This is a genomic window from Ferrovibrio terrae (genome assembly GCF_943372915.1).
GTDB classification, from domain to species: Bacteria; Pseudomonadota; Alphaproteobacteria; order Ferrovibrionales; family Ferrovibrionaceae; genus Ferrovibrio; species Ferrovibrio terrae_A.
Window position 1 is genome coordinate 149,391 of the sequence record NZ_CALSAN010000002.1, and the last position, 19,205, is coordinate 168,595.

At 64.4% G+C, this 19,205-nt stretch carries 16 protein-coding genes; 5 read left to right on the top strand and 11 right to left on the bottom strand.

What is annotated here, in order from left to right; all coding sequences use genetic code 11:
- Positions 1-6: 6 nt before the first annotated feature.
- Both AAG821_RS02210 and AAG821_RS02215 read right to left on the bottom strand, forming a co-directional pair.
- Positions 7-999 (bottom strand): zinc-dependent alcohol dehydrogenase family protein, encoded by a 993-nt coding sequence (locus AAG821_RS02210; protein WP_341913678.1) that lies wholly within the window; start codon positions 997-999, stop codon positions 7-9.
- A gap of 4 nt (positions 1,000-1,003) precedes the next feature.
- The gene (locus tag AAG821_RS02215) at positions 1,004-1,981 is read right to left on the bottom strand and encodes a tripartite tricarboxylate transporter substrate binding protein (RefSeq protein ID WP_341913679.1); all 978 of its coding nucleotides are present in this window, start codon (positions 1,979-1,981) and stop codon (positions 1,004-1,006) included.
- Between the two features lie 137 nt (positions 1,982-2,118).
- Between AAG821_RS02215 and AAG821_RS02220 the strand changes: the two genes are divergently transcribed.
- The 3 genes from AAG821_RS02220 to AAG821_RS02230 are packed head-to-tail and all read left to right on the top strand — an operon-like array spanning position 2,119 to position 4,357.
- Positions 2,119-2,850 carry an FCD domain-containing protein gene (locus AAG821_RS02220; protein ID WP_341913680.1) on the top strand — a complete coding sequence of 244 codons (732 nt, stop codon included), beginning with the start codon at positions 2,119-2,121 and terminating at the stop codon, positions 2,848-2,850.
- 39 nt (positions 2,851-2,889) lie between these two features.
- Positions 2,890-3,756, top strand: a complete 867-nt coding sequence (locus AAG821_RS02225) for a fumarylacetoacetate hydrolase family protein (RefSeq protein ID WP_341913682.1) — start codon at positions 2,890-2,892, stop codon at positions 3,754-3,756.
- 22 nt (positions 3,757-3,778) lie between these two features.
- Entirely contained in the window at positions 3,779-4,357 is a 579-nt protein-coding gene (locus AAG821_RS02230; RefSeq protein ID WP_341913683.1) for an amino acid synthesis family protein, read from the top strand.
- 8 nt (positions 4,358-4,365) lie between these two features.
- Here the strand turns inward: AAG821_RS02230 and AAG821_RS02235 are convergent, their stop codons facing one another.
- Entirely contained in the window at positions 4,366-6,669 is a 2,304-nt protein-coding gene (locus AAG821_RS02235; protein ID WP_341913685.1) for an ATP-binding protein, read from the bottom strand.
- A 196-nt stretch (positions 6,670-6,865) separates the two neighbouring features.
- Here AAG821_RS02235 and AAG821_RS02240 point away from each other — a divergent pair, with 196 nt between their 5' ends.
- Positions 6,866-7,756, top strand: a complete 891-nt coding sequence (locus AAG821_RS02240) for a response regulator (protein WP_341913686.1) — start codon at positions 6,866-6,868, stop codon at positions 7,754-7,756.
- 33 nt (positions 7,757-7,789) lie between these two features.
- Here the strand turns inward: AAG821_RS02240 and AAG821_RS02245 are convergent, their stop codons facing one another.
- Positions 7,790-8,206 (bottom strand): hypothetical protein, encoded by a 417-nt coding sequence (locus AAG821_RS02245; protein WP_341913687.1) that lies wholly within the window; start codon positions 8,204-8,206, stop codon positions 7,790-7,792.
- 382 nt (positions 8,207-8,588) lie between these two features.
- Here AAG821_RS02245 and AAG821_RS02250 point away from each other — a divergent pair, with 382 nt between their 5' ends.
- On the top strand, positions 8,589-8,873 hold the full coding sequence (locus tag AAG821_RS02250; protein WP_341913688.1) for a hypothetical protein: 285 nt from the start codon (positions 8,589-8,591) through the stop codon (positions 8,871-8,873).
- Positions 8,874-8,932: 59 nt separating this feature from the next.
- On the opposite strand, the gene AAG821_RS02255 is transcribed toward AAG821_RS02250, so the two are convergent.
- Genes AAG821_RS02255 through AAG821_RS02285 form a run of 7 tightly spaced genes read right to left on the bottom strand, consistent with a single transcriptional unit; the run spans position 8,933 to position 19,202 of the window.
- A complete protein-coding gene (locus tag AAG821_RS02255) occupies positions 8,933-9,163 on the bottom strand; it encodes a hypothetical protein (RefSeq protein ID WP_341913690.1) in 231 nt (76 codons plus the stop codon).
- A gap of 44 nt (positions 9,164-9,207) precedes the next feature.
- Entirely contained in the window at positions 9,208-9,627 is a 420-nt protein-coding gene (locus AAG821_RS02260) for a 3TM-type holin (protein ID WP_341913692.1), read from the bottom strand.
- Entirely contained in the window at positions 9,624-10,067 is a 444-nt protein-coding gene (locus AAG821_RS02265) for a cell wall hydrolase (protein WP_341913694.1), read from the bottom strand. Before AAG821_RS02265 ends, AAG821_RS02260 begins: the two co-directional genes overlap by 4 nt.
- Before the next feature lie 3 nt (positions 10,068-10,070).
- On the bottom strand, positions 10,071-10,352 hold the full coding sequence (locus AAG821_RS02270) for a DUF6127 family protein (RefSeq protein ID WP_341913696.1): 282 nt from the start codon (positions 10,350-10,352) through the stop codon (positions 10,071-10,073).
- Between the two features lie 5 nt (positions 10,353-10,357).
- Positions 10,358-12,529, bottom strand: a complete 2,172-nt coding sequence (locus AAG821_RS02275; protein WP_341913698.1) for a hypothetical protein — start codon at positions 12,527-12,529, stop codon at positions 10,358-10,360.
- Positions 12,526-16,965, bottom strand: coding sequence for a hypothetical protein (locus AAG821_RS02280; protein ID WP_341913700.1), 4,440 nt, complete (start codon positions 16,963-16,965; stop codon positions 12,526-12,528). Before AAG821_RS02280 ends, AAG821_RS02275 begins: the two co-directional genes overlap by 4 nt.
- Positions 16,965-19,202, bottom strand: a complete 2,238-nt coding sequence (locus AAG821_RS02285) for a hypothetical protein (RefSeq protein WP_341913702.1) — start codon at positions 19,200-19,202, stop codon at positions 16,965-16,967. The genes AAG821_RS02280 and AAG821_RS02285 overlap by 1 nt, the downstream gene beginning before the upstream one ends.
- Positions 19,203-19,205 lie beyond the last annotated feature (3 nt).

The following is a 19,205-nucleotide window of genomic DNA, read 5'->3' on the forward strand; positions in this document are numbered from 1 at the left end:
CAAATCTTACGGTACAAGCAGGATTTTGCCGAGCGCGTCGCCACGCTCGATCATGCGATGGGCATCGGCGGCCTGCGCCAGCGGCAGGCGCGCACTGACCACCGGCCGGATTGCGCCGCTGGCGAGCAGGTCGATCACCTCGGTCATGATCTGGCGGCGCAGGTCCGGATCGGCATCCAGCACATGCATGGAGAAGCAGCGCAGTGTCAGGCTCCTGGTCAGCAGCGCCCGCATCTCGCCGAAAATGTCGCTCGAAGGCAGCCCGGCGATGGCATTGTAGGACACCAGCGTGCCAGACGGCGCCAGCATCTTCAGGCAATCGTTCAGCCCTGGACCGCCAATATGGTCGAGCACCAGATCGACGCCGCGGCCATCGGTCAGCTCCAGGACACGGGCCAGCAGGTTTTCCCGCCTGTAGTCGATCAGATGATCGGCACCCTGCTCGCGGGCAAAGCGTTCCTTCGCCGCCGAACTGACGCTGCCGATCACTTTGAGATTGAGGTGGCGCGCCAGCTGCACGGCAGCCGAGCCGACACCGCCAGCAGCCCCGGCGATGAACACGCTGCGCAGTTTGCGGCCCTGCAGCACATCGCGCAGCATCGCCCAGGCCACCTGGTAATTCGGCAGGCAGGCCGCAGCCTCGAGATCGACATCCTCCGGCAGCGGAAATGGCGCTGCCGCCGGCACCACCAGCGCCTCGGTATAGCAGCCGCCGCGCTGTTTCAGCTCGCGCGCGGTGATCAGCACCTTCTGGCCGACGGTCCAGTTGTTTACCCCGGCACCGAGTGCGGCGATCCGGCCGCTCATGTCGCTGCCCGGACTGGTCGGCAGCGGCGGCATCCATTTATAGACACCGGTGCGGATCAACACATCTGGCCAGCCGACGCCGATGGCCGCGGCATGCACCAGAACCTCGCCGGGGCCCGGCACCGGCATGGCAATATCGGTGGGCTCGAGAACCTCGGGCCCACCGGTCTTGTGAATCAGGACTGTCTTCACACCATCATTCCTGCTGCGGGATATTTGCCTTCTTGATCACATCGGTCCAGCGCGCGGCTTCCGATGCCACCATGGTCCGCATCGCCTCGGGCGTGCTGCCCTGCACGTCGCCGCCGACGATTTCCTCGATCTTGGATTTCACCTCGGGGCGGGCCAGCGCCTGCTGCACGGCGGAATTCAGTTGCGCGATGATCTCCTTCGGCGTGCCCTTGGGCGCAAAGAGCCCGGCCCAGGTGCGCACGTCAAAGCCCGGCAGGGCGCTTTCGGCGACGGTCGGCACATTCGGCATGCCACGGAAACGCGTGGGTGAACTGACCGCCAGCGCCTTCAGCTTGCCCGCGGTCAGCTGCGGCTGCACCGTCACCGTGGTGGCGATGATGATTGGCAGATCGCCGCTGAGCAGGCCGGTGAAGGCCGCCGCCTCGCCACGATAGGGCACATGGTTCCATTGGATGCCGGCCACCGAGCCAAGCAGTTCACCGGTCAGATGATGGGTCGAGCCGATGCCGGCCGAACCGTAATCCAGCTTGCCTGGATTGGCTTTGGCATAGGCCAGCAGACCTTTCATGTCATTGGCGGGGAAATCCGGCTTCACCGCCACGGCGAAGGCGTAATAGACCACGGTGGAGATCATCTCGAAGCTGTCGACCGGATGGAACGGCAGGTTCTTGTACAGGCCGGCCGAGACGGCATGGCCGCCGGTGGGCAGGCCGATGGTGTAGCCATCGGGCGCGGCATTGGCGACCGAGCGCGAGGCATTGTTGCCACCGGCGCCCGGGCGCTGCTCGACGATCACCGGCTGCTTGAGAATCTCGCTCAGCGGCTGGGCCACCAGGCGGGAAATCACATCCGCCGTGCCGCCGGCGGCAAAGCCATGCACCAGGGTGATCGGGCGGGTGGGATAGTCGGCAGCCTGGGCCAGCGGGCTGGCAAGGACTGAGGCACTGAAGACGGCTCCGGCGAGCGCTGCGATTCTGCGCATGGTGATTCTCCCTAGACGTTTTCTGCGGATTACCGCTCCGGAGCATGCGATTTCGCTCCGCGGGCACCCTTGTAGTGTTTGCATTAAGACCAATTTTATGCATAATGTCTACAACAATGCACAAAACAGATTCAGCCATGGATGCCACAGCCTCTGCCGCCCGCCCCGAAGCCCCGTCTGCGGGGGCCGAAGCCACCCTGGTGGAAAAGGCCCATGCCCTGCTGCGACAGGCCATCCTGCGCGGCGCATTGCTTCCCGGCGAAAAGCTGAAGATCGACCTGCTGCAAAAGGAATACGGCATTTCCAGCAGCCCGCTGCGCGAGGCGCTGAACCGTCTGACCGCCGAGAACCTGGTGACGGCGGAAGGCAATCGCGGCTTCCGCGTCGCCCCGATCTCGCTGGATGATCTGCATGACCTGGTGGGCCTGCGGATCGTGCTGGAGCGTGAAGCGGTGGAAGCCTCGATCACCGAGGGTGGTGACGACTGGGAGGCGCGCATCGTTGCCGCCTTTTACCGGCTGGAGCGCGAGGAAAAGCGCATCTACGAGGAACAGGTGCCGCTGAACGAGGAATGGAGCCGGCGCCACCGCGATTTCCACATGGCGCTGTTGTCCGGTGGCCGTTCGAAGCGGCTGGCCAATATGTGCGCCAGCCTGTTCGATCAGGCCGAGCGCTATCGCCGTCTGTCTGCCTCCATGCGCAAACGTGCCCATAACAAAAGCGGCGAGCATAAGCGGCTGATGGATGCCGTGCTGTCGCGCGATCCGGCTCTGGCCGCCGAACGCCTGCGTGAGCATGTGCAAAATACGGCACAGAACATTGCCAATGCCATGAAGGCGCAGCAGGCAGAAGCTGAACCTGCAGAATAATTTTCATATCAGTCCGAGCGTTCATCAGGGAGAAAACGTATGAAGCTGGCATCCTTCACCACCAAGGGTCGCGAATCCTATGGCGCCGTACAAGGCGACCGGATTGTCGACCTCGGCCAGCACTTCGCCGGCAAGCATGCGACACTGGCCGATTTCATCGGCAGTGCCGATTTCGCTGCGCGCGACAAGATCGTCGCCGGTCTGAAGGCTGATCTGGCCCTGAATGAAGTGGCCCTGCTGCCGGTGATCCCGCGCCCGGAAAAGATCGTCTGCATGGTGCGCAACTACATGGACCATCACCAGGAGGTGCTGGCCGCCGGCATGCATCGCGAGCTGTCGGAGTTTCCGCCAATCTTCCTGCGGGTCTGGCGCTCGCAGGTGGCGCATGGCCAGCCGATCATCCGCCCCAAGGTGTCGGAGCAGCTCGACTGGGAAGGCGAGATGGCGCTGATCATCGGCACGGCCGGCCGCCATATCGCGGAGGCCGACGCCTGGAAACATATCGCCGGCTATGCCTGCTACAACGACGCCAGCATCCGCGAATGGCAGTTCCACGCCAAGCAGATCGCGGCGGGCAAGAATTTCCAGGGCACTGGTGCCTTCGGTCCCTGGATGGTGACCGCCGATGAAGTGCCGGAGCCGGAGAATCTGAAACTGGAACTGCGGCTGAACGGCAAGACCGAGCAGTCGTCGAATACCAGCAACCTGATCTTCAAGATTCCCACCATCATCAACTACTGCTCCACCATCTTCGAGCTGGTGCCCGGTGATGTGATCGTCACCGGCACGCCGGCCGGCGTGGGCTGGAGCCGCAAGCCGCCGCATTTCATGAAGCATGGCGACGTGGTGGAGGTGGAGATCGAGAAGATCGGCCTGCTGCGTAACCCGGTTGTCAACGAAGCCTGACCGCACAGAAAGGCGCCCCGCCATGTGGACCGTCCGCAAATATGTCACCTCCGTCGAGGAGGTGCTGCACGAACGCGGCCCCGCCCTCGCCTCGCCCCTGCGCATCGGCACGGCAGCCGTTGTGGTGAACAATCCATATGCCGGCCGTTACGAGGCCGACCTGATGCCCGGCATGGAGGCGCTGAACGAGCTGGGCCGCGAGGTGGCCCGCCGCCTGCTCAAGGCGCTGGATGCCAAACCCGACGAGGTCGAGGCCTATGGCAAGGGCGCCATTGTCGGTGCCGATGGCGAGATGGAGCATGGCGCCATGTGGCACCCCTCGGGTGGCTGGGGTATGCGCCAGGTGCTGGGCGATACCAAGGCGATCGTGCCGGCCGGCAAGATGATCGGCGCGGTGGGCGCGCGACTGATGATGCCGCTGGGCCATGTGAATGCGGCCTATGTGCGCTCGCATTTCAACACCATCGGGCTCAGCATCGACGATGCGCCGCGGCCGGACGAGATCGTCTATGCACTGGCGATGGCGACCGGCGGCCGGCCGCATGCCCGGCTGGGTGGCCTGGCGGCAACCGAGATCAAGGGCGAGGACGGGTTGCGCTGAATCCCGCGCTAGCGCGGATCGGCCAGACGGTCGAGCTGCGCGAGCAGGCTGCTCATGTCCTCTTGCGCCTTGGACGACATCGGTTGCTCCGGCGTAACCGGCATGGTGACAGGGACCTCCGCGTCATCCTGCCGTTCCCCTATGACGTGGGCGATAGCCCTGAACAGCACCGTCGCCTCGATCGGCTTTGAAATATAGCCATCGGCCCCGGCTGCCAGATATTTCTCGCGGTCGCCCTGCATGGCATTGGCGGTTAATACGATGATGGGAATATGCGACAGCGGTGGTGCCATGGCGCGGACCTGCTGCATCGCTGTCACACCATCCATTTCAGGCATGTGGATATCCATCAGCACCAGATCGTAGGGTTCACGGTCCAGGGCCGAGAGAGCCTCGATACCGTTGCCGGCAATATCGCAATGATGCCCGGCCCATTTCAGCATATGGGTGATCAGTTCCTGATTGATCGGATTGTCTTCGGCCACCAGGATGCGAAGCGCTCGATGCTCCGCGGCCGCCTGGATTTCCACCTGGCTGAGCGCTGCCTCCACCGCCTCACCGGCAAGGCAAGGCACCGTCAGCCAGAAGCGGGCGCCACGGCCCTCCTCGCTGTCGAAGCCGATATCGCCCCCGAGCAAGCGCACCAGGCGCCGGCAAATCGACAAGCCGAGACCGGTGCCGCCGAAGCGGCGCGAGATCGAATTGTCGGCTTGTGTGAAATCCTGGAACAGGGCGGCGCGCGCCGCCTCGGAAATACCGATCCCGGTATCGGAGACCTCGACACGCAGCATCCATTCCGCCGCCTTGCCTTCGGTCTCGACACCGCGCGGCTCGGCAGTGACGGCGATGCCGATGGTCCCCTTGCGCGTGAACTTCACCGCATTGGAAACCAGGTTGAGCAGGATCTGGCGCAGCCGCGCCTCGTCGGCACAAAGATATTCCGGCACGTTATTGGCGATCTGGCATTCCAGCACATCGCCATTGGCATCGGCCTGCACTTTCATCAGTGACATGACCTGGGTCACCAGGTCATGCACCGAGAAATTCAACGGCTCCACCGTCATCATCTCGGCCTCCAGCTTGGAGAGGTCGAGGATATCGTTGACCACGGTGAGCAGGTGGCGCGCCGAAAGATCGGCATTGCCGACGAAGCGGCTGACATCCGGAGCGAGATCGTGCTGGCGTACCAGATCGAGCATGCCGAGGATGCCATTGAGCGGCGTACGGATCTCGTGGCTCATATTGGCCAGAAAGGACGATTTCGCCCGCGACGCGACTTCGGCCCGCTCCCGCGCCTCGGTCAGGGCGACGATCATCTCCTCGCGCTGCCGGAACAGCCGGGCCGCCAGCACGGTCAGCAGCAGGAACAGCAGGATTGCCGGCACAATCACCCAAAGCAGGGTCAGCGAATGCCGCCACCATTCGGCCAGCAGCGGGCCGGTCGGCAGCGTCATGTTGATTACCAGGGGGAAGCCCTCGACGCGGCTGGGCGCGACGATGCGCTCGACCGAGGAGCCGGGCTCGGCCAGGCGGTAATCGCTGGTCACGGCCGCATGCGCCTTCGGCGCAGAGCCGAGGATACGTAAGGCGGCCTGGTGAGCGAAGGATTTCGCAACGGCATCCTCGCGCCAGGGCGAACGCGACAGCAGCACACCATCCTCGCGGAACAGTGACACGGCGACACCCGCCTCCTCGGCGGCCAGAGCCTGGAAAACATCGACGAAAAAGCGGCTTTCGACGCCGGTCAGCACCATGCCGATGATTTCGCCCTGTGGCGAGCGGATCGCCTTGCTGAGGTAGAAAGTCCAGCTGCCGGTGCCGCGGTTCTTCACCGGCACCGAGACATAGAGCGCCAGTCCGGCGCCATCGAAATGCGCCTTGAAATAGTCACGGTCGGACAGATTGATCGGCGGCGGCGGATAGCTGCGGGTGAAGTTCAGCACATCGCCATTCAATGCAACAATGGTGGCGACATCGACCTGCGGCACCACCTGGGCGCGCTGCACCAGGCGGTCGAAACTGTCACGCCCGGCCAGCAGGGCGCGGAACTGCTCCGGAGTCTGGGCATTCGCCCGCCGTGCGTCTTCCGCCACGGATTCCAGAACAATATTCGCCGCGGTAAGGATTTGTCGCGTATGCGCCGCCATCAGCGCCGAGCGGCCTTCCAGTTCGTGCCGCGCATTCTCGATGGTTTCGAAACGGCCATAGCCCAGCAGCAACGCCACGCCGGCGATCTGGCCGAGCGTGAACAGGATGCCGAACGCGAGAACGGCAGCAGACAGACGAATGCGGAAGCGATTGAACAGAACCATGATAACAGTATCCCGGTGCAATCCCGGATGATCGGCGCTGAACGCGTCAGGCCGCACTATGAGACAGAAACCGCGGCGCACCGCGTTAATTTTCGATAACGATCACCATTCTCTACGCAAATGAATTTGTCGCGGTCATGGCCCGCCATAGAATGCAGCCAGCACTTCGCTGCACGTCAAATCCGGATCTGCAAGAATGAAAATCAAAAACGCCACCGTCCTCATCGTCGATGACAATGACGGCACACGCCGCCTGCTCCGCATGCTGCTGCGCGATCTTGGCGTGCGCGAGGTGATCGCCTGCGCCTGCGTCGAGGATGGCCTCAAGGCTTTGCACGGCAGCACCATCGATCTGATTTTCACCGACTGGGAGATGATCGGCGAGACCGGCATGGAGCTGGTTGACAGCGTGCGGCGTGCCGATCACGAGCGCATCAGCCGGATTCCGATCATCATGATGACGGCCTATGGCGAAGAGTGGCGAGTCAAGGCGGCGCGCGATGCCGGGATCACCGACTTCATGCTCAAGCCCTTCTCGCCGGTGCAGATCGAGGCCAAGCTGCGCACCGCCCTGTTGAATGTGCGCGAATTCGTCGATACCGACGGCTATCGCGGACCGGACCGTCGACGCGGCCAGCGCGCCTATGACGGGCCCGACCGTCGCGCCGCCAACGGCGACGACACCACCGCGACCCAACGGCAACTGGCCGATGCCTGCGGCACCCTCGACCGCCTGCGCGACGACTTCGAACGCTTCCTGGGTGAAGCGGCCACCATGATCGCGGCTGAACTGCGCACTGCCAGCAGCCATCCTTCCGAAGCTCGCGCCTGCTGTGAACGGATTTTCCAGCTGGCGCATAACCTGAAGGGCCAAGGCAGCACCTTCGGCTACCCGCTGGTGACCGAGATTGCCGACGAGCTCTGCCGCTTCCTGCGCGCCCGCACGGCGCCGGACGCGCGCGACCTTGCGCTGGTCGCGGGCTATGCCTCCGCCCTGGATACGGTGTCACGCAACCGCGTCACCGGCGATGGCGGCCAGATCGGCCAGCGCATCATCGACCGGCTGCGCGGCTTCGCCGCGGCGTGAGACCGCCGCCGATCACCGGCAAGGCCGGCGCAGTCACATAATATACGGTACGCCACCGATCACGGCAGCGAGCTGGATGAAATTGGCAGTCATGCCGGCCCAATGCAGCCGGCGGAGCCGGTGAACCGCCTCTACATCACCGCGATCGCGCGCCGTGAACTGGGCATCCATACGGGCGAGGAACCAACGGCGCGCCGCCACGGCGAAAGCAGCGATCAGGCCGATCGCGATGGCGAAATGCAGCCGGCCGGTGTTGGCTATTGCCGCCGTCGCCAGTACACCGGCAATGGCCACCATTTGGAAATAGGCGCTGAACAGGCCGCGCAGCAATTGTGCGACAACGGGGATATCCAGTTTCACCAGCAGGAAAGCCGGTGCGGCCAGCATGAAATAGGCCATCAGGAATAACAGGATGATAGTGGCGTAAGACGCAATGACATCTGGTGTCATGGCCATGCACTCCGTGCCTGCACCGCCGGGCAGGGCAATCTGAACGGCAAATCCATGCTAGCGCAGCCCTTGCCGGGCGGTCATTGGACTTTTATCGGAAACGGCAGGTGCTTTCGCGACAGTGGAAAAATGGTGGGCGCACCAGGGCTCGAACCTGGGACCCGCTGATTAAGAGATCTTGGCCGGTGACGGAATATCAACGCGTTAACACCCCCGCCGCGTCCAAGCTTTTATCGATCTCGCGCACGACTTGGACGGGCCTCCGCAGGCACTTGGATGCCATGACGCCAAGTCGCCAGCGTGATGGCGACTTGGCGGGATCGATGGCGGGTATAGCACCGGGCTTGCGCCAGAACAAGAGGGGAACATATAGTCCCCCGCCATGTCCTATCGCCTGCAAACCCTGGCCGAGCATAAGAGGATCCACGCTGATGTGGCGTTCCGCTGCCAATGCGGCGTGGAAAAGGTGGTGCGCGCGGGAGATCTGATCAAAGAGTTCCGGCCGACGATCGACCCCAACGCGATCGCCAGGCGCATGCGCTGCAGATCCTGCGGCAAGCGCACCGTGTTCGCCTTCGCGGTGCTGCCGGACCATGTTGTGCAGATCCCGCTGCCCTTCAAAGCGATTTGGTTCGGTGGCGCCTACGATCCGGAGAAGATCGATTAAACGAAAAACGGCGCCGCATTTCTGCAGCGCCGCCATTCCACCCGCAGGGATCCAGGGCGTCAGGCGAACACCGGCCCCAGGCCAGACATGCGCACCACGCGCAGATCCAGATCCTGCCAGCCAGTCATCGGCCGGCCGATCACCTGCACATCTTCCAGCGTGGCCAGCTGTTGCAGATGCACCAGCTGCAGCCAGCCATCTGCCGAAGGCAGCGCCAGGAGATCGAAGGCGAAGGAGAGCGACAAGGCCACTAGGCCAGCCAGGCCGAAAAACAGACGACGCACAACCATCTTGCACCTCACGACATTGAACCGGCAGCCGGCCGGCGCGGATCCTATTTCGATTTACCTGTGGTCTTTTCAAAGCTGCGCAGGCCGGCCATGCCAAGCATGGCCAACACAAGCTCAAACAGGCTGTCAGTATGGATCTCAGGCGGTTTCAGGCCGGGCGACCACAGCGCCGCCGCCCACATGAACAGCGGATGGCCGAGATAGGCCCAACCAACTCCAGCCGCGCAGATCCAGCCCACGGCCGGCCGCCAGCCGGCAACGAACACAGACTTGTGCGCCGCCTCGATCTTGTTCAGTTCCACCTGCAGCGCACCGGGCTGCTGCCGCAGTTTTTCCATCACTGCTGCCGCCGCGGCCTTTTCATCGTCGCTGGTGAACAACTTGTCGAACACGTTGCCGATCGCCTCGATCGGCGTGGCAGTGGCCTGAACGCCGCCGCCCGTCAGAAAGCCCAAAATGCTCATGCGATCCCCCTATAAAAAGCATGATGCCCATGCACGAAATCCGCATCGCGCGGTTCGCCCCAGTCTTTCGGCCACGGCAGCGACGAAACCTTGTAATGGCAGGCGCCGCTCGTAGGATCTGGCGGCAGCCGGCCGGCCAGCGCATCCTCAGCCACCGCCAGCGCCAGCCGGAATGCAGGATCTGCGGTATCCACCGCCAGCAGCTTGGCCCGGTTGGGATCGCTCACATTCCAGCAGCTGAATTGCCACGGGTCGCGGCACACCGCCTCGATCGTGTCATCTTCGATGCCATCACCCTTGTTGCGGCTCCACCAGCACGGCTTGCGCGCACGGTTCAGGATCACCCAGGCCACCGCGATCATGCCCTGCCGGCCTTCCCCGCGCGCTTCGCCCCACAGCGTGCGCGCCAGCGTATCGAGATCACGCGCCTGTTGATCCATGGCTTAATCCTTCATTTCGATTTTCACGCCGAATTTCACCGCCATGCCGGCGACGAACACGCTGATCAGAACCGCGATCACCCATTTGATCGCCGTCTTGAACGCCTCGCGCTTGGCCAGCCGCACCGCCGCGACCCAGCCGCGCAACTCGCGCAGATCCGTGGCGGCCTCATGGTCGGAAAGGCCCAGCGCCGAAAGCGCCTTGCGCGCGCCTTCCTCGGCTGCATCCTCGATCAGGGTTTTCAGATCGTCCTTATGCAGGACGCGCAGATCTTCGATCCCCATCGCTGTTACTCCGGCACCAAGCCAGTGCACTGTTTGATCCGCAGATTTTTGTTGTTCGCCGTGGTGATTTCCCAGATCAGGCTGCTGCCGGTCTGGGCACTAACATCAACCTCCAGGCACCACTGCTGGAAGGATCCATAATCGCCCACGCGGGTCCAGGTGCCGGTGGCATAACCGCTGCCGCCGTTGATCGAAGCCTTACCGATCACGTCAACGCCCATGCTGATGCTATCCACTGGCGAGATCAGGAAGAAGCCGCGAACGATATCAGGATCCGCCGCCACCAGCGTCTGCGCGGTTGGGCGCAGCGTCATATTCAGGTAACCGGTGGCCACCTCGATCTTTTCGATCATCGACAGCGCGCCTTGCGCGCCGTAACCGCTGGGGGTCGCGTTCATGTAGTCGGTATAACCGCCCGACTTCTCATAGAAGGATAGGCCCGTGGTGGCGGTGCTGCGATGCACCAGATTATCGTTCGAGTTGTTGACGCCAAACGAAGCCACATAATCCTTCGTGTGATCGAAGGTCATAGTGATTTCGTCAGTCACCTTGAGCGCGCCAGTCGGTATCGTGAAGCTGGCGCTGCCATTATCTGCGGTGATCTGCGTGGTGCTGCCAACGCGGTCCCACGCATTGCCAGAGGCAGCTTTTTCGCCAAAATCGAAGCTTAGAGTTGTAAAGCCTTCGGCGGCCTGGCCGCGCAGGCTAAAGCGGATGGCGCTGCCCGACGCACTGAATACCGACGCCAGCATCACCTGCTTGAAGCCATACTGGTTGCGCGCCAAGAGGCTGCCCGTGAACGCAGCCGACACGGTGGCGTCAAAGGTCGTTGTCCAGATCCGCTGCGGCTCGTACCAGTCATTCGCCGCCGAATAGTTGGCATTCGTCTTGGTGGCCAGCGTGTCGCTGGCGAAGCTGTCAGCATGATAGAAACTGCCGATCTTGCCGCCGACCCCACCAGCAACCACAGGAGTCAGCGCCGAGGCCGCCATATATCGCGCGGCCAGCGTCGCGGCCGGCGCCGACAGCACGCCGCCAGTCAGCTGCAGCCCACTGCCGATCTGGATCTCTTCCGCCGAACCGCTGCCGCCCGTAAAGCGCCCAAGCAACCGCGCCGAAGCGATATCCTGGATCTTGGCAAAAGTTACCGACTTATCAGGCGGAACAGCAGTCACCACCAGCGTGCCCCAGTCATCCGGCGCGGGCGTCGCATCAGCCACCAACTGGACACCGGCATTCAGGCTTTCCAGCACCACTGCCGCCGTGCCGCCGTCAATCGTATCGGTGCCATTGCGGTTGATCGTGACGGCGTTTGCATCACCGGTTTTCTTCTGCATGGCCACCGACCAGGCCACATCATCGACTAGCCCGAGCCCACCGATCGAAGGCAGGTTGAACACGATCGCGCCGCCGCTGGTGTCGCAGATAAACAGCGCGCCGCCGTCTTCATCAACCAGAGTGACCGGGCTGGCCGCGGAGGTCACATAGCGCACATTGCGCCAGCTGACCGACTGCACCGCGGCCTGCGCATTCAGCGCCGAAGCGGCAGAGGCCGCCGCCTGCGCCGTGGCGATGCCGGCCTGTGTGGTGGCAATACCGGCCTGTGTGGTGGCAATGCCGGCCTGCGTGGTGGCAATGCCGGCCTGCGTGGTGGCGATGCCGGCCTGTGTGGTGGCGATGGTAACACCGCCCTCGATATCAGCCAGCGAAAGCGTACTGACGCCCGGCAAGCCATCTTCATCCCAGCCCGCCGCCTTACCGGCGCGCGCCGCCAAGGTGGGCAGCGTCATATCAACCAGCGGATCCGTCAGCGCCAGCTGCGCAGCCCTGCCCACCTTCACCTGCAGATCCTGCACCTGCATGGCAAGCCGGCTTAACTCTTCATTGATCGCATCGGCCCGGAAATCGGCACCAACACCGATCTCGGTTTCGCGCTTTTGCGCCGTCACGCGGGCAATGGTGATGCGCTCGCCACCCGCGCAGGGGGAGGACAGCGTAAGCGTGCCGCCATCAGCAGCGCCCATGCCAACGACACCAAAGCCCACGGCCGGATCCTGATCGACCCAGCAGGCGATTTCCGCCGCGAGGAAGAAGGTGAACGGAATATCAAAGGCGGTCTGGCCCGGATTGGCGGTCACCACTTCCAGCGACGGAATATTCAGGACCGGTACATTCATTGCGGCACCCCCAGCGAAGCGTTTATGCCGGCCTCGGCCTGATCGTAGAGGCGGCGCAGGTAAAACAGGTTTTGCGTCGGCACCATGCGGCGCAGCGCGCGGCTATCGCTTTCCTGCCAGTCGAAGCTGGCGGCCGATCCGATGATCTGGCCCATATCGGCCAGCGTGCCGATCGACGGACCCAGCACGGCGCCGGCAAGGTTGCGGCTGGCATAGCGCGAGGACGGTTCGCCGCCCGCCAGGCGGTTCATGCCGATCTGCCCGCGCGTGGCCTTTTCCATGATGTTGTTCACGTCATACAGCCAGCCGGTCCAGCCGGCCCGGTCGATACCCTCGGCGATCCACACGGCCGGCTTGTTCGAGATCTCGCGGCCAGCCGCCACGCCCTGCACGCCATAGGTCAGCGCACCAAGCCCGGTCATCAGCGCCACGCCGTTCAGCGCCGCCATGTCGCGCTGCTGCAGGCCAGACAGCGCCACCTTCTGCGTTGAGGCAAACGCAAACGATCGGAACTGGCCGATCATCTTGCCCATCTCGCTCGACATCCACAGCGGCCGGTCGCCGATGCCCGGCGTTACGATGATGCGATCCACATCCTTGATGATCGCCGCGCGGAAACTTTCGACCGCGCCGCGATCGGTCCACCGCTCGGTATTCGCCAGCACCAGATCCCCGCGCGTTTCGGCATGCTCGGCCAGCTGCTGCGCGATCATCTGCGCGCGGCCGGCATCAATACCGCCCGACGCCAGCCGCTCGATCGTCTTGGCATCGGCCTTGCCCGCCTTCATGCCCTGTACGGCATCAATCACCGCCTGGCTGGTGACGATGCCGGCAAACTGCCGCATGGCGGCATTCCACGGCGCCATCAACGCCACCACGCCAAACTTGTCAGCCGCCGCCTTCAGGCCACGCTCGAATTTCGTCTGGCGGCCGTAGTCATCGCCAATATCGGCGATGTTCATGGCGCGGGTATCCAGCACCATATCCAGCCCGGCCGATGCGCGCTTAACTTCATCGGCGGCCAGGCGATACGATTTGAAATCGCTGATCAGCGGTTTCAGGCCGGAGCCGAACACGCGCTGGAAACCATGCACCATCACCGGCCGGCCCATATCGGGTATGGCGCTGGTGGCCATCATTCCCATCATGCGCAGGTAATTCCAGTCCCGCACGCCGCGCGCCACCCGCACGAACATGCTATCGGGATCTGCCGGCGCACCATAGGTTCCGCGCAGGCGCGCGATCAGGGCTTCCGCGTCATTCACATCACGGGCAGATTGCCGCTCCAGCGATTGCCGCTGCGCTTCCGTCTTGGCCTCGCGCAGCAGCACGCGATAATCCTGCCGGATCTCTTCCAGCCATTCCTTGCCGTCGATCGACCCCAGCGCACGCTTCAGCGCCACGTCCGGCGCCATGGTGCGCACATACTGCTGCGCCACCTTTTCGGCATCGGAGATCAGAAACGGTTCGATCAGCTGATCAGGGATATTGAAGGCCCGCGCCTTCATCGGGCCGCGCGCGGCCGGATCCCCGACACGGCGCACCAGCGGCACAGCCTCATAAGGCGACCGGCCGCCTGGCGTGCGCAGAATATGATCGGCGATCTGATCGGCCAGATCCTCCAGTTCTGCCCGCTCCAGACCGGTGGCCGCTTTCAGGATCGCTTCCGGCGTATCCGACTTGCCGGGCCAGCTTTGCACCAGCTGATCCAGCGCATCGGCATTGCCTTCCAGCCGCGCGCCGAGATCGTCGCGGTAACGCTGCAGGGCCGCCAGATCGTTTTCGATCCCGCTCAGATTGTCATAAAGCCCCTGGACCCGCGCCCCCAGGCGCCGGCCCTGAAAATCCGCCTCGGCGCCGCGGATCCGCTGGCGCCGCAGATTGTCGTCTAGTCGTCGGCGCTCGGCTGCGGCCGATCGGCCGGCCGCTTCTCCGTCAGCCGCTCCAGCGCCCCGGCCAGTTTCAGGCCCGCCGCCCTGGCTTCCTCCGGCATTTCGGGATCCGCCGCCGCCGCGCGCAGCTGCGCCGCCATCCGGATCTTGTCCAGCTTGGGCTGGCCGGTCAGGGAATTGAGCCGCGGCCCCTTCCGGGAATTCGCTGGGCTCGAAGGGGATGGGTTCGGCATTGCGCTTGTCTCCGCCTTTCGCGCGGTATTCCTCTTCATACCACTGGATCGCTGCGCGCTCCACATGATCATCCACCAAATCTTCGATCGGCTGCCCGGTTTCGCGCGACCGGGCCACCAGTTCGTCGGCCACATCATCGCCCAGATCCAGCCCGAGATCGGCCGCCATCGCCTTGGCCGGCGCCCGCTCCAGCGCCTGGCCCAGCTTCACATCATCCATACCGCGCGGATCAATGCCCGCCTGTTCCACCTGTTCGCGCAGGGATGCATAATTCTGCCATTGCGCCGCCAGACCCTGATCGGCCTGCGTGTAGATCTTGCGCCCGCCCAGTTCATCGCGCATGGCATCGAGAAACTGGTTGACCGTGGGCCGCTCGGTCAGATCCGAGAAGTAACCATTTTCCCACGCATCGCGCGCCACATCATCGAAGTGACGGCCGGCCTTGTTGTTGATCAGGCCCGGCCGCAGCCTGGCGCCCATCGCCAGCAGTTCGCCGCCCTCTTCACGCAGCCCCCCGGTGACGCGCACCCATTCCAGCAGGCTAACCGGCTGGCGATCGGGCTTGCGCAGACTGTCCGGCAGCTTTTTCTGATTGGCCAGATCATCCAGTGCCGCCCTGATCTCGTCGCGTCGCGCGCCCAGATCGAAGCCGCGTTGCACGGCCACGCCCTGCGCGCGCTTGGCTTCATCGGCGCGCACGGCCAGATCCTGCTGCCGCGCCGCGCGCCGGCCGATCTTGGCTTCCGCCTTGTCAAACAGGCGGATCAGATCATCGCGTTCCTGATCCAGATCGCGCACCTGCCGCTGGATCTCGGCCTTGGTCTTTTGCTCGCCTTCCAGCCAGTCCGCCACGGTGCGGGTAAATTCCGGCCGCCTGGCCTTGATCCGCTCGATATCGTAGACGCGGCTGAAATAGCTTTGCGCCGTTTCCACCGAAACATCAGCGGGCAACAGGCCATGTTTGATCGCTTCGTTTTTCCACGGCTCGAATACGCCTTGGCGCAGCTTCTGCGCGGCGGCAGCCACCTGCGGGATTTCATGCGTATCCCCGCGGCGCATGGCCGCGCCCACCTGTTCCTTGAATTCGCGCCAGGTCAGATGGCCTTCCGGCAGGCCGCGCACCAGATCACCGGTTTCCGTGGCGAACTTCGACTTGCCGGCAAGGCCGCGATGGGACAGCCACTGCCGTTCCAGATCCACGATGCTATCGGCCAGCGGCCACTGCGACAGCTTCACCAGCGTTTCGGCCGCGATCGGCGTGGCCACGCCCAGCGCGTTCTTGTCATAGGCCAGCGGCGTTTCCGCCACCTGCTGGAGCACCTGCCGCGCCTTGATCGATGGCGAGGTGGAAAGGCGCAGCAGTGGCGTTGTCCACTTGATGGCCTTTTCCACCCCCAGTGCCGATTTCAGGCGTTCATCCAGCACACCATCAGCCGCCGAGGCCGCCGACAGCGAACCACCACCGCCCGGCGCACCGGCCGGGTTCATTTCATCCGACAGCGGCGCCCGCAGGGCTTCCGCCCGCGCCGCCGCCAGATCCTGCTGCAGTTCATCGGCCGAGATCCGCACCCCGCCAGGCTCCACCAGCGGATCAGGCTGCCCGGCCGGCCGGGGGGTAATCTCGGTTTCCAGCTGGCGCGCGGCATCATCGGCGGCCTGCCGCATCCCGCCAGGACCGCGCAGCTTGCGAAAGCCGGCCACGGCCAGCGGCGCCGCGCCACCCAGCATGCCGGCAAGCAGGGTGCCTGCCCCGACGCTCTCCACGCTTTCGGCCGCCGTGCGGGTTTCCTGCGTGGCCTGCAGGACGCCTTCCGCCGCCGCCGCACCCAGGGCACCGGCCCGTGCCGTGGATGCCGCTCCACGGGCCACAGAAGCGCCCAGGCGGGCACCGCGGAACGCCACCCCGCCCACGGGGATAAGATTGATCGGATCGGCCAGGCCGGCCAGCAGCTGCGCCGCCACCGCCGACCCGCCACCGGCCGCCAGCAGCCGCCGATCGCTTTCCTCTGCGTCAATCCGGCGCTTGATCACGGCCACGTCATCGTCGCTGTTCGCCTCCACGAAGGCATCGGCATAGCGCGCATAGCGATCTTCCAGCCTGGCGAACGGGTCATAATCCCGGTTCGGCGCTGCCGCGGACTGCCCGGCGCCCTCGCGGATCCCGGTGATGGCGCTGCCGATCGTGTTTTCGCGCCGGAAGGCAGCCCCCACCAGCGCACCGAAACCCGGCTGCGGATCCGGATCCGGCGACTGCCAGACCGGCGCCAGCACCGGCTGCAACTCGGGTGGCGTGTCGCGCTGGAAAGGCATCAGGGATCCTCGCCAGTCACGCCGCCGACCGGGCTGGACATGACACGCCCCGCCGCGACGGCATCGGCCGCCTGCAGCGCAGACCAGCCCGCCGCCGCATCCGCGCTGTTCAGCCTGGCATCGCGCACCCGGCGCGCACGATCGACCGGATCGCCAATATACTTTTTGCGCAGGTTGGCCGGCAGCTGGCCGAAATCGGGCCGCCAGCGCATCGGCGATCCATCCTTGTCCAGCATCGGCTGCCAGGCGCCAAAGTCATCTTTCAGCAGAACGCGATAGAAAGGCCGCGGCTGGCCGGTGGCAGGATCCCGCTCGCGCGCCGTCAGCGGATCTGCCTCCAGCCGCACCCGCCCCGCCGTGTCCTTGGCGTACATAGAATTGCCGGCCAGATCCGCCTGCAGCTGTTCGCCGATCCAGGCGCCGCCGAATTCGTTGCCGTAGATCGCTTCCGGCGCATAGCGCATCCAGCGTTTGCCGGATCCATCGGCATCGCTGACCGACCACACGCGCTTCACTTGGTTCCAGGCCATCTGCCGCGCCACGCCTTCATCGCCCTGCGCGGAAAAGTGCTGGTGATAGGCTTCACGGAAATCCGACCAGAGCGCATCACCGGTTTCGGCCGGATAGGATCCAAACCAGCCACTGGTGGCCTGGCCATCCAGCCAGGCCCGTGCGTCCTTGTCGGGCTTGTCGCCGGAGATCCGCTTGATCCGCGCCTGCCGTTCCGCGGCCGGCACCGACAGCGCCGCCTGCGCCTGCGCCACCGCCGACTGCGGCGCCTCACCCAGCCGGATCCGGCTGGCGATCGCATCGCCCAGGGCGATATCATCTTCCGAAAATTCGTTTCGCAGCTGCGGATTGAGCCGCGTCATCGTGTCAAGCAGATTGGCCGCATCCGCCACCTTGCCCGGATCTGTGCCGCGCAGGCCGCCACGCACCCGCGCTTTCAGCGGATCCGGCACCATCCCGGTGGCCTGCACATACATCAGACTGCGCTGATCCTGTTCGGCCGGCTGCAGCTTCTGCCAGCCCAGCGTGCGCCGCGCATAATGCGCGTTCATCGCCTTGCGGTCATCGGTGCTGCGCGGATCCAGCGCCACCGCGCCGCCGATCGCATCATCCACGCGGGCCATGGCGGCCTGCGCGGTGGCTTCCCTGTCTGCCATGTCCTGCAGCTTCACGCGAAAATGCGTGCGCTCGCCTGGCTTGAGCAGGCCGGCGCTGTAATGCTTTTCGATCTCGGCTTCCGTCACCGCACCTTCGGCAAAGCGGATCGAGAAATCCGACAGCCAGCCGGCACGCTTTTCCGCATCGTCCGCTTTCTGCGCCGCCGTGCGTTCGCGGTCCTCGCGGCGCAGATCACGCAGATGCGCATCCATATAATCGGCCAGCTTGTCGCGTTCATCGGTCGGGATGCCCGGATCCTTTGTGGCCTTGCGAAAGTCATTCACAAAGCCTTCCGCCTGATCCAGCCCCTTGGCGCGGAAACGATCGAATTGCCCCAGCACCACTTCCCGGCGCTGGCGCACATCAACGCCCGCTTTCAGTTCGGCCTTCTGCTGCGGCGTGATATCGCTGCGCGCATCGATCGCCGCGCGCACGCGGGCTGCCGCCATGGTGCCCTTTTCGGCATCGCCAATGCGCCATGCCTGCGCCATGTCATCCACGCCGCGCGTGATCGTTTCGACATGCACGGCATTGGCCGTACCCTCGGCTTTCTTGCGCTGCGCCACCCGCACCTTGGCCAGCGGCTCCAGGCGGTACTCTTCCATATACTGTTCGGCATCGCCTTTCAGGATCGGCGGCAGCCGCTGGATCACTTCTGATTTCAGCTTGTCATACCGGCTGTTGAAGGCATCGGGATCGTCCGGATGATCCAGCAGGATCTGCTGCGAACGATCCTCCACCACCAGCCGCTGCCGCGAGAAATACGCGGTCAGCACCGACTTGTTGAAAGCGAGATCCTCGGCCGTCTTGCCATCACGCAGCGCCGGAGAGCGATCGCCAACGGCTGCCGCCTGGCCTTCCTGCTGACCCTCGGCCGTCACCTTCAGCTTTTTGGCGGCCTCTTCCTCGGCCTGGCCCTGCTGCAGCACCTGGCCGGCAAAGCGGCTGATCGCCACGCCGATATCACCCGTGGCAGACATATCCCGGCCGATATCGCCCAGCTGCGCCGCACCGGCCCGGCCGAAGCCGGATCCGTAGCCCGAGAGAGTTGAACCCGTGCGAACAGCCATCAG

Bases quoted from the DNA above. Each gene is read 5' to 3' on its own strand.
- AAG821_RS02215 (WP_341913679.1), bottom strand. From the start codon at position 1,981: ATGCGCAGAATCGCAGCGCTCGCCGGAGCCGTCTTCAGTGCCTCAGTC.
- AAG821_RS02220 (WP_341913680.1), top strand. From the start codon at position 2,119: ATGGATGCCACAGCCTCTGCCGCCCGCCCCGAAGCCCCGTCTGCGGGG.
- AAG821_RS02225 (WP_341913682.1), top strand. From the start codon at position 2,890: ATGAAGCTGGCATCCTTCACCACCAAGGGTCGCGAATCCTATGGCGCC.
- AAG821_RS02230 (WP_341913683.1), top strand. From the start codon at position 3,779: ATGTGGACCGTCCGCAAATATGTCACCTCCGTCGAGGAGGTGCTGCAC.
- AAG821_RS02235 (WP_341913685.1), bottom strand. From the start codon at position 6,669: ATGGTTCTGTTCAATCGCTTCCGCATTCGTCTGTCTGCTGCCGTTCTC.
- AAG821_RS02240 (WP_341913686.1), top strand. From the start codon at position 6,866: ATGAAAATCAAAAACGCCACCGTCCTCATCGTCGATGACAATGACGGC.
- AAG821_RS02245 (WP_341913687.1), bottom strand. From the start codon at position 8,206: ATGACACCAGATGTCATTGCGTCTTACGCCACTATCATCCTGTTATTC.
- AAG821_RS02250 (WP_341913688.1), top strand. From the start codon at position 8,589: ATGTCCTATCGCCTGCAAACCCTGGCCGAGCATAAGAGGATCCACGCT.
- AAG821_RS02255 (WP_341913690.1), bottom strand. From the start codon at position 9,163: ATGGTTGTGCGTCGTCTGTTTTTCGGCCTGGCTGGCCTAGTGGCCTTG.
- AAG821_RS02260 (WP_341913692.1), bottom strand. From the start codon at position 9,627: ATGAGCATTTTGGGCTTTCTGACGGGCGGCGGCGTTCAGGCCACTGCC.
- AAG821_RS02265 (WP_341913694.1), bottom strand. From the start codon at position 10,067: ATGGATCAACAGGCGCGTGATCTCGATACGCTGGCGCGCACGCTGTGG.
- AAG821_RS02270 (WP_341913696.1), bottom strand. From the start codon at position 10,352: ATGGGGATCGAAGATCTGCGCGTCCTGCATAAGGACGATCTGAAAACC.
- AAG821_RS02275 (WP_341913698.1), bottom strand. From the start codon at position 12,529: ATGAATGTACCGGTCCTGAATATTCCGTCGCTGGAAGTGGTGACCGCC.
- AAG821_RS02280 (WP_341913700.1), bottom strand. From the start codon at position 16,965: ATGCCTTTCCAGCGCGACACGCCACCCGAGTTGCAGCCGGTGCTGGCG.
- AAG821_RS02285 (WP_341913702.1), bottom strand. From the start codon at position 19,202: ATGGCTGTTCGCACGGGTTCAACTCTCTCGGGCTACGGATCCGGCTTC.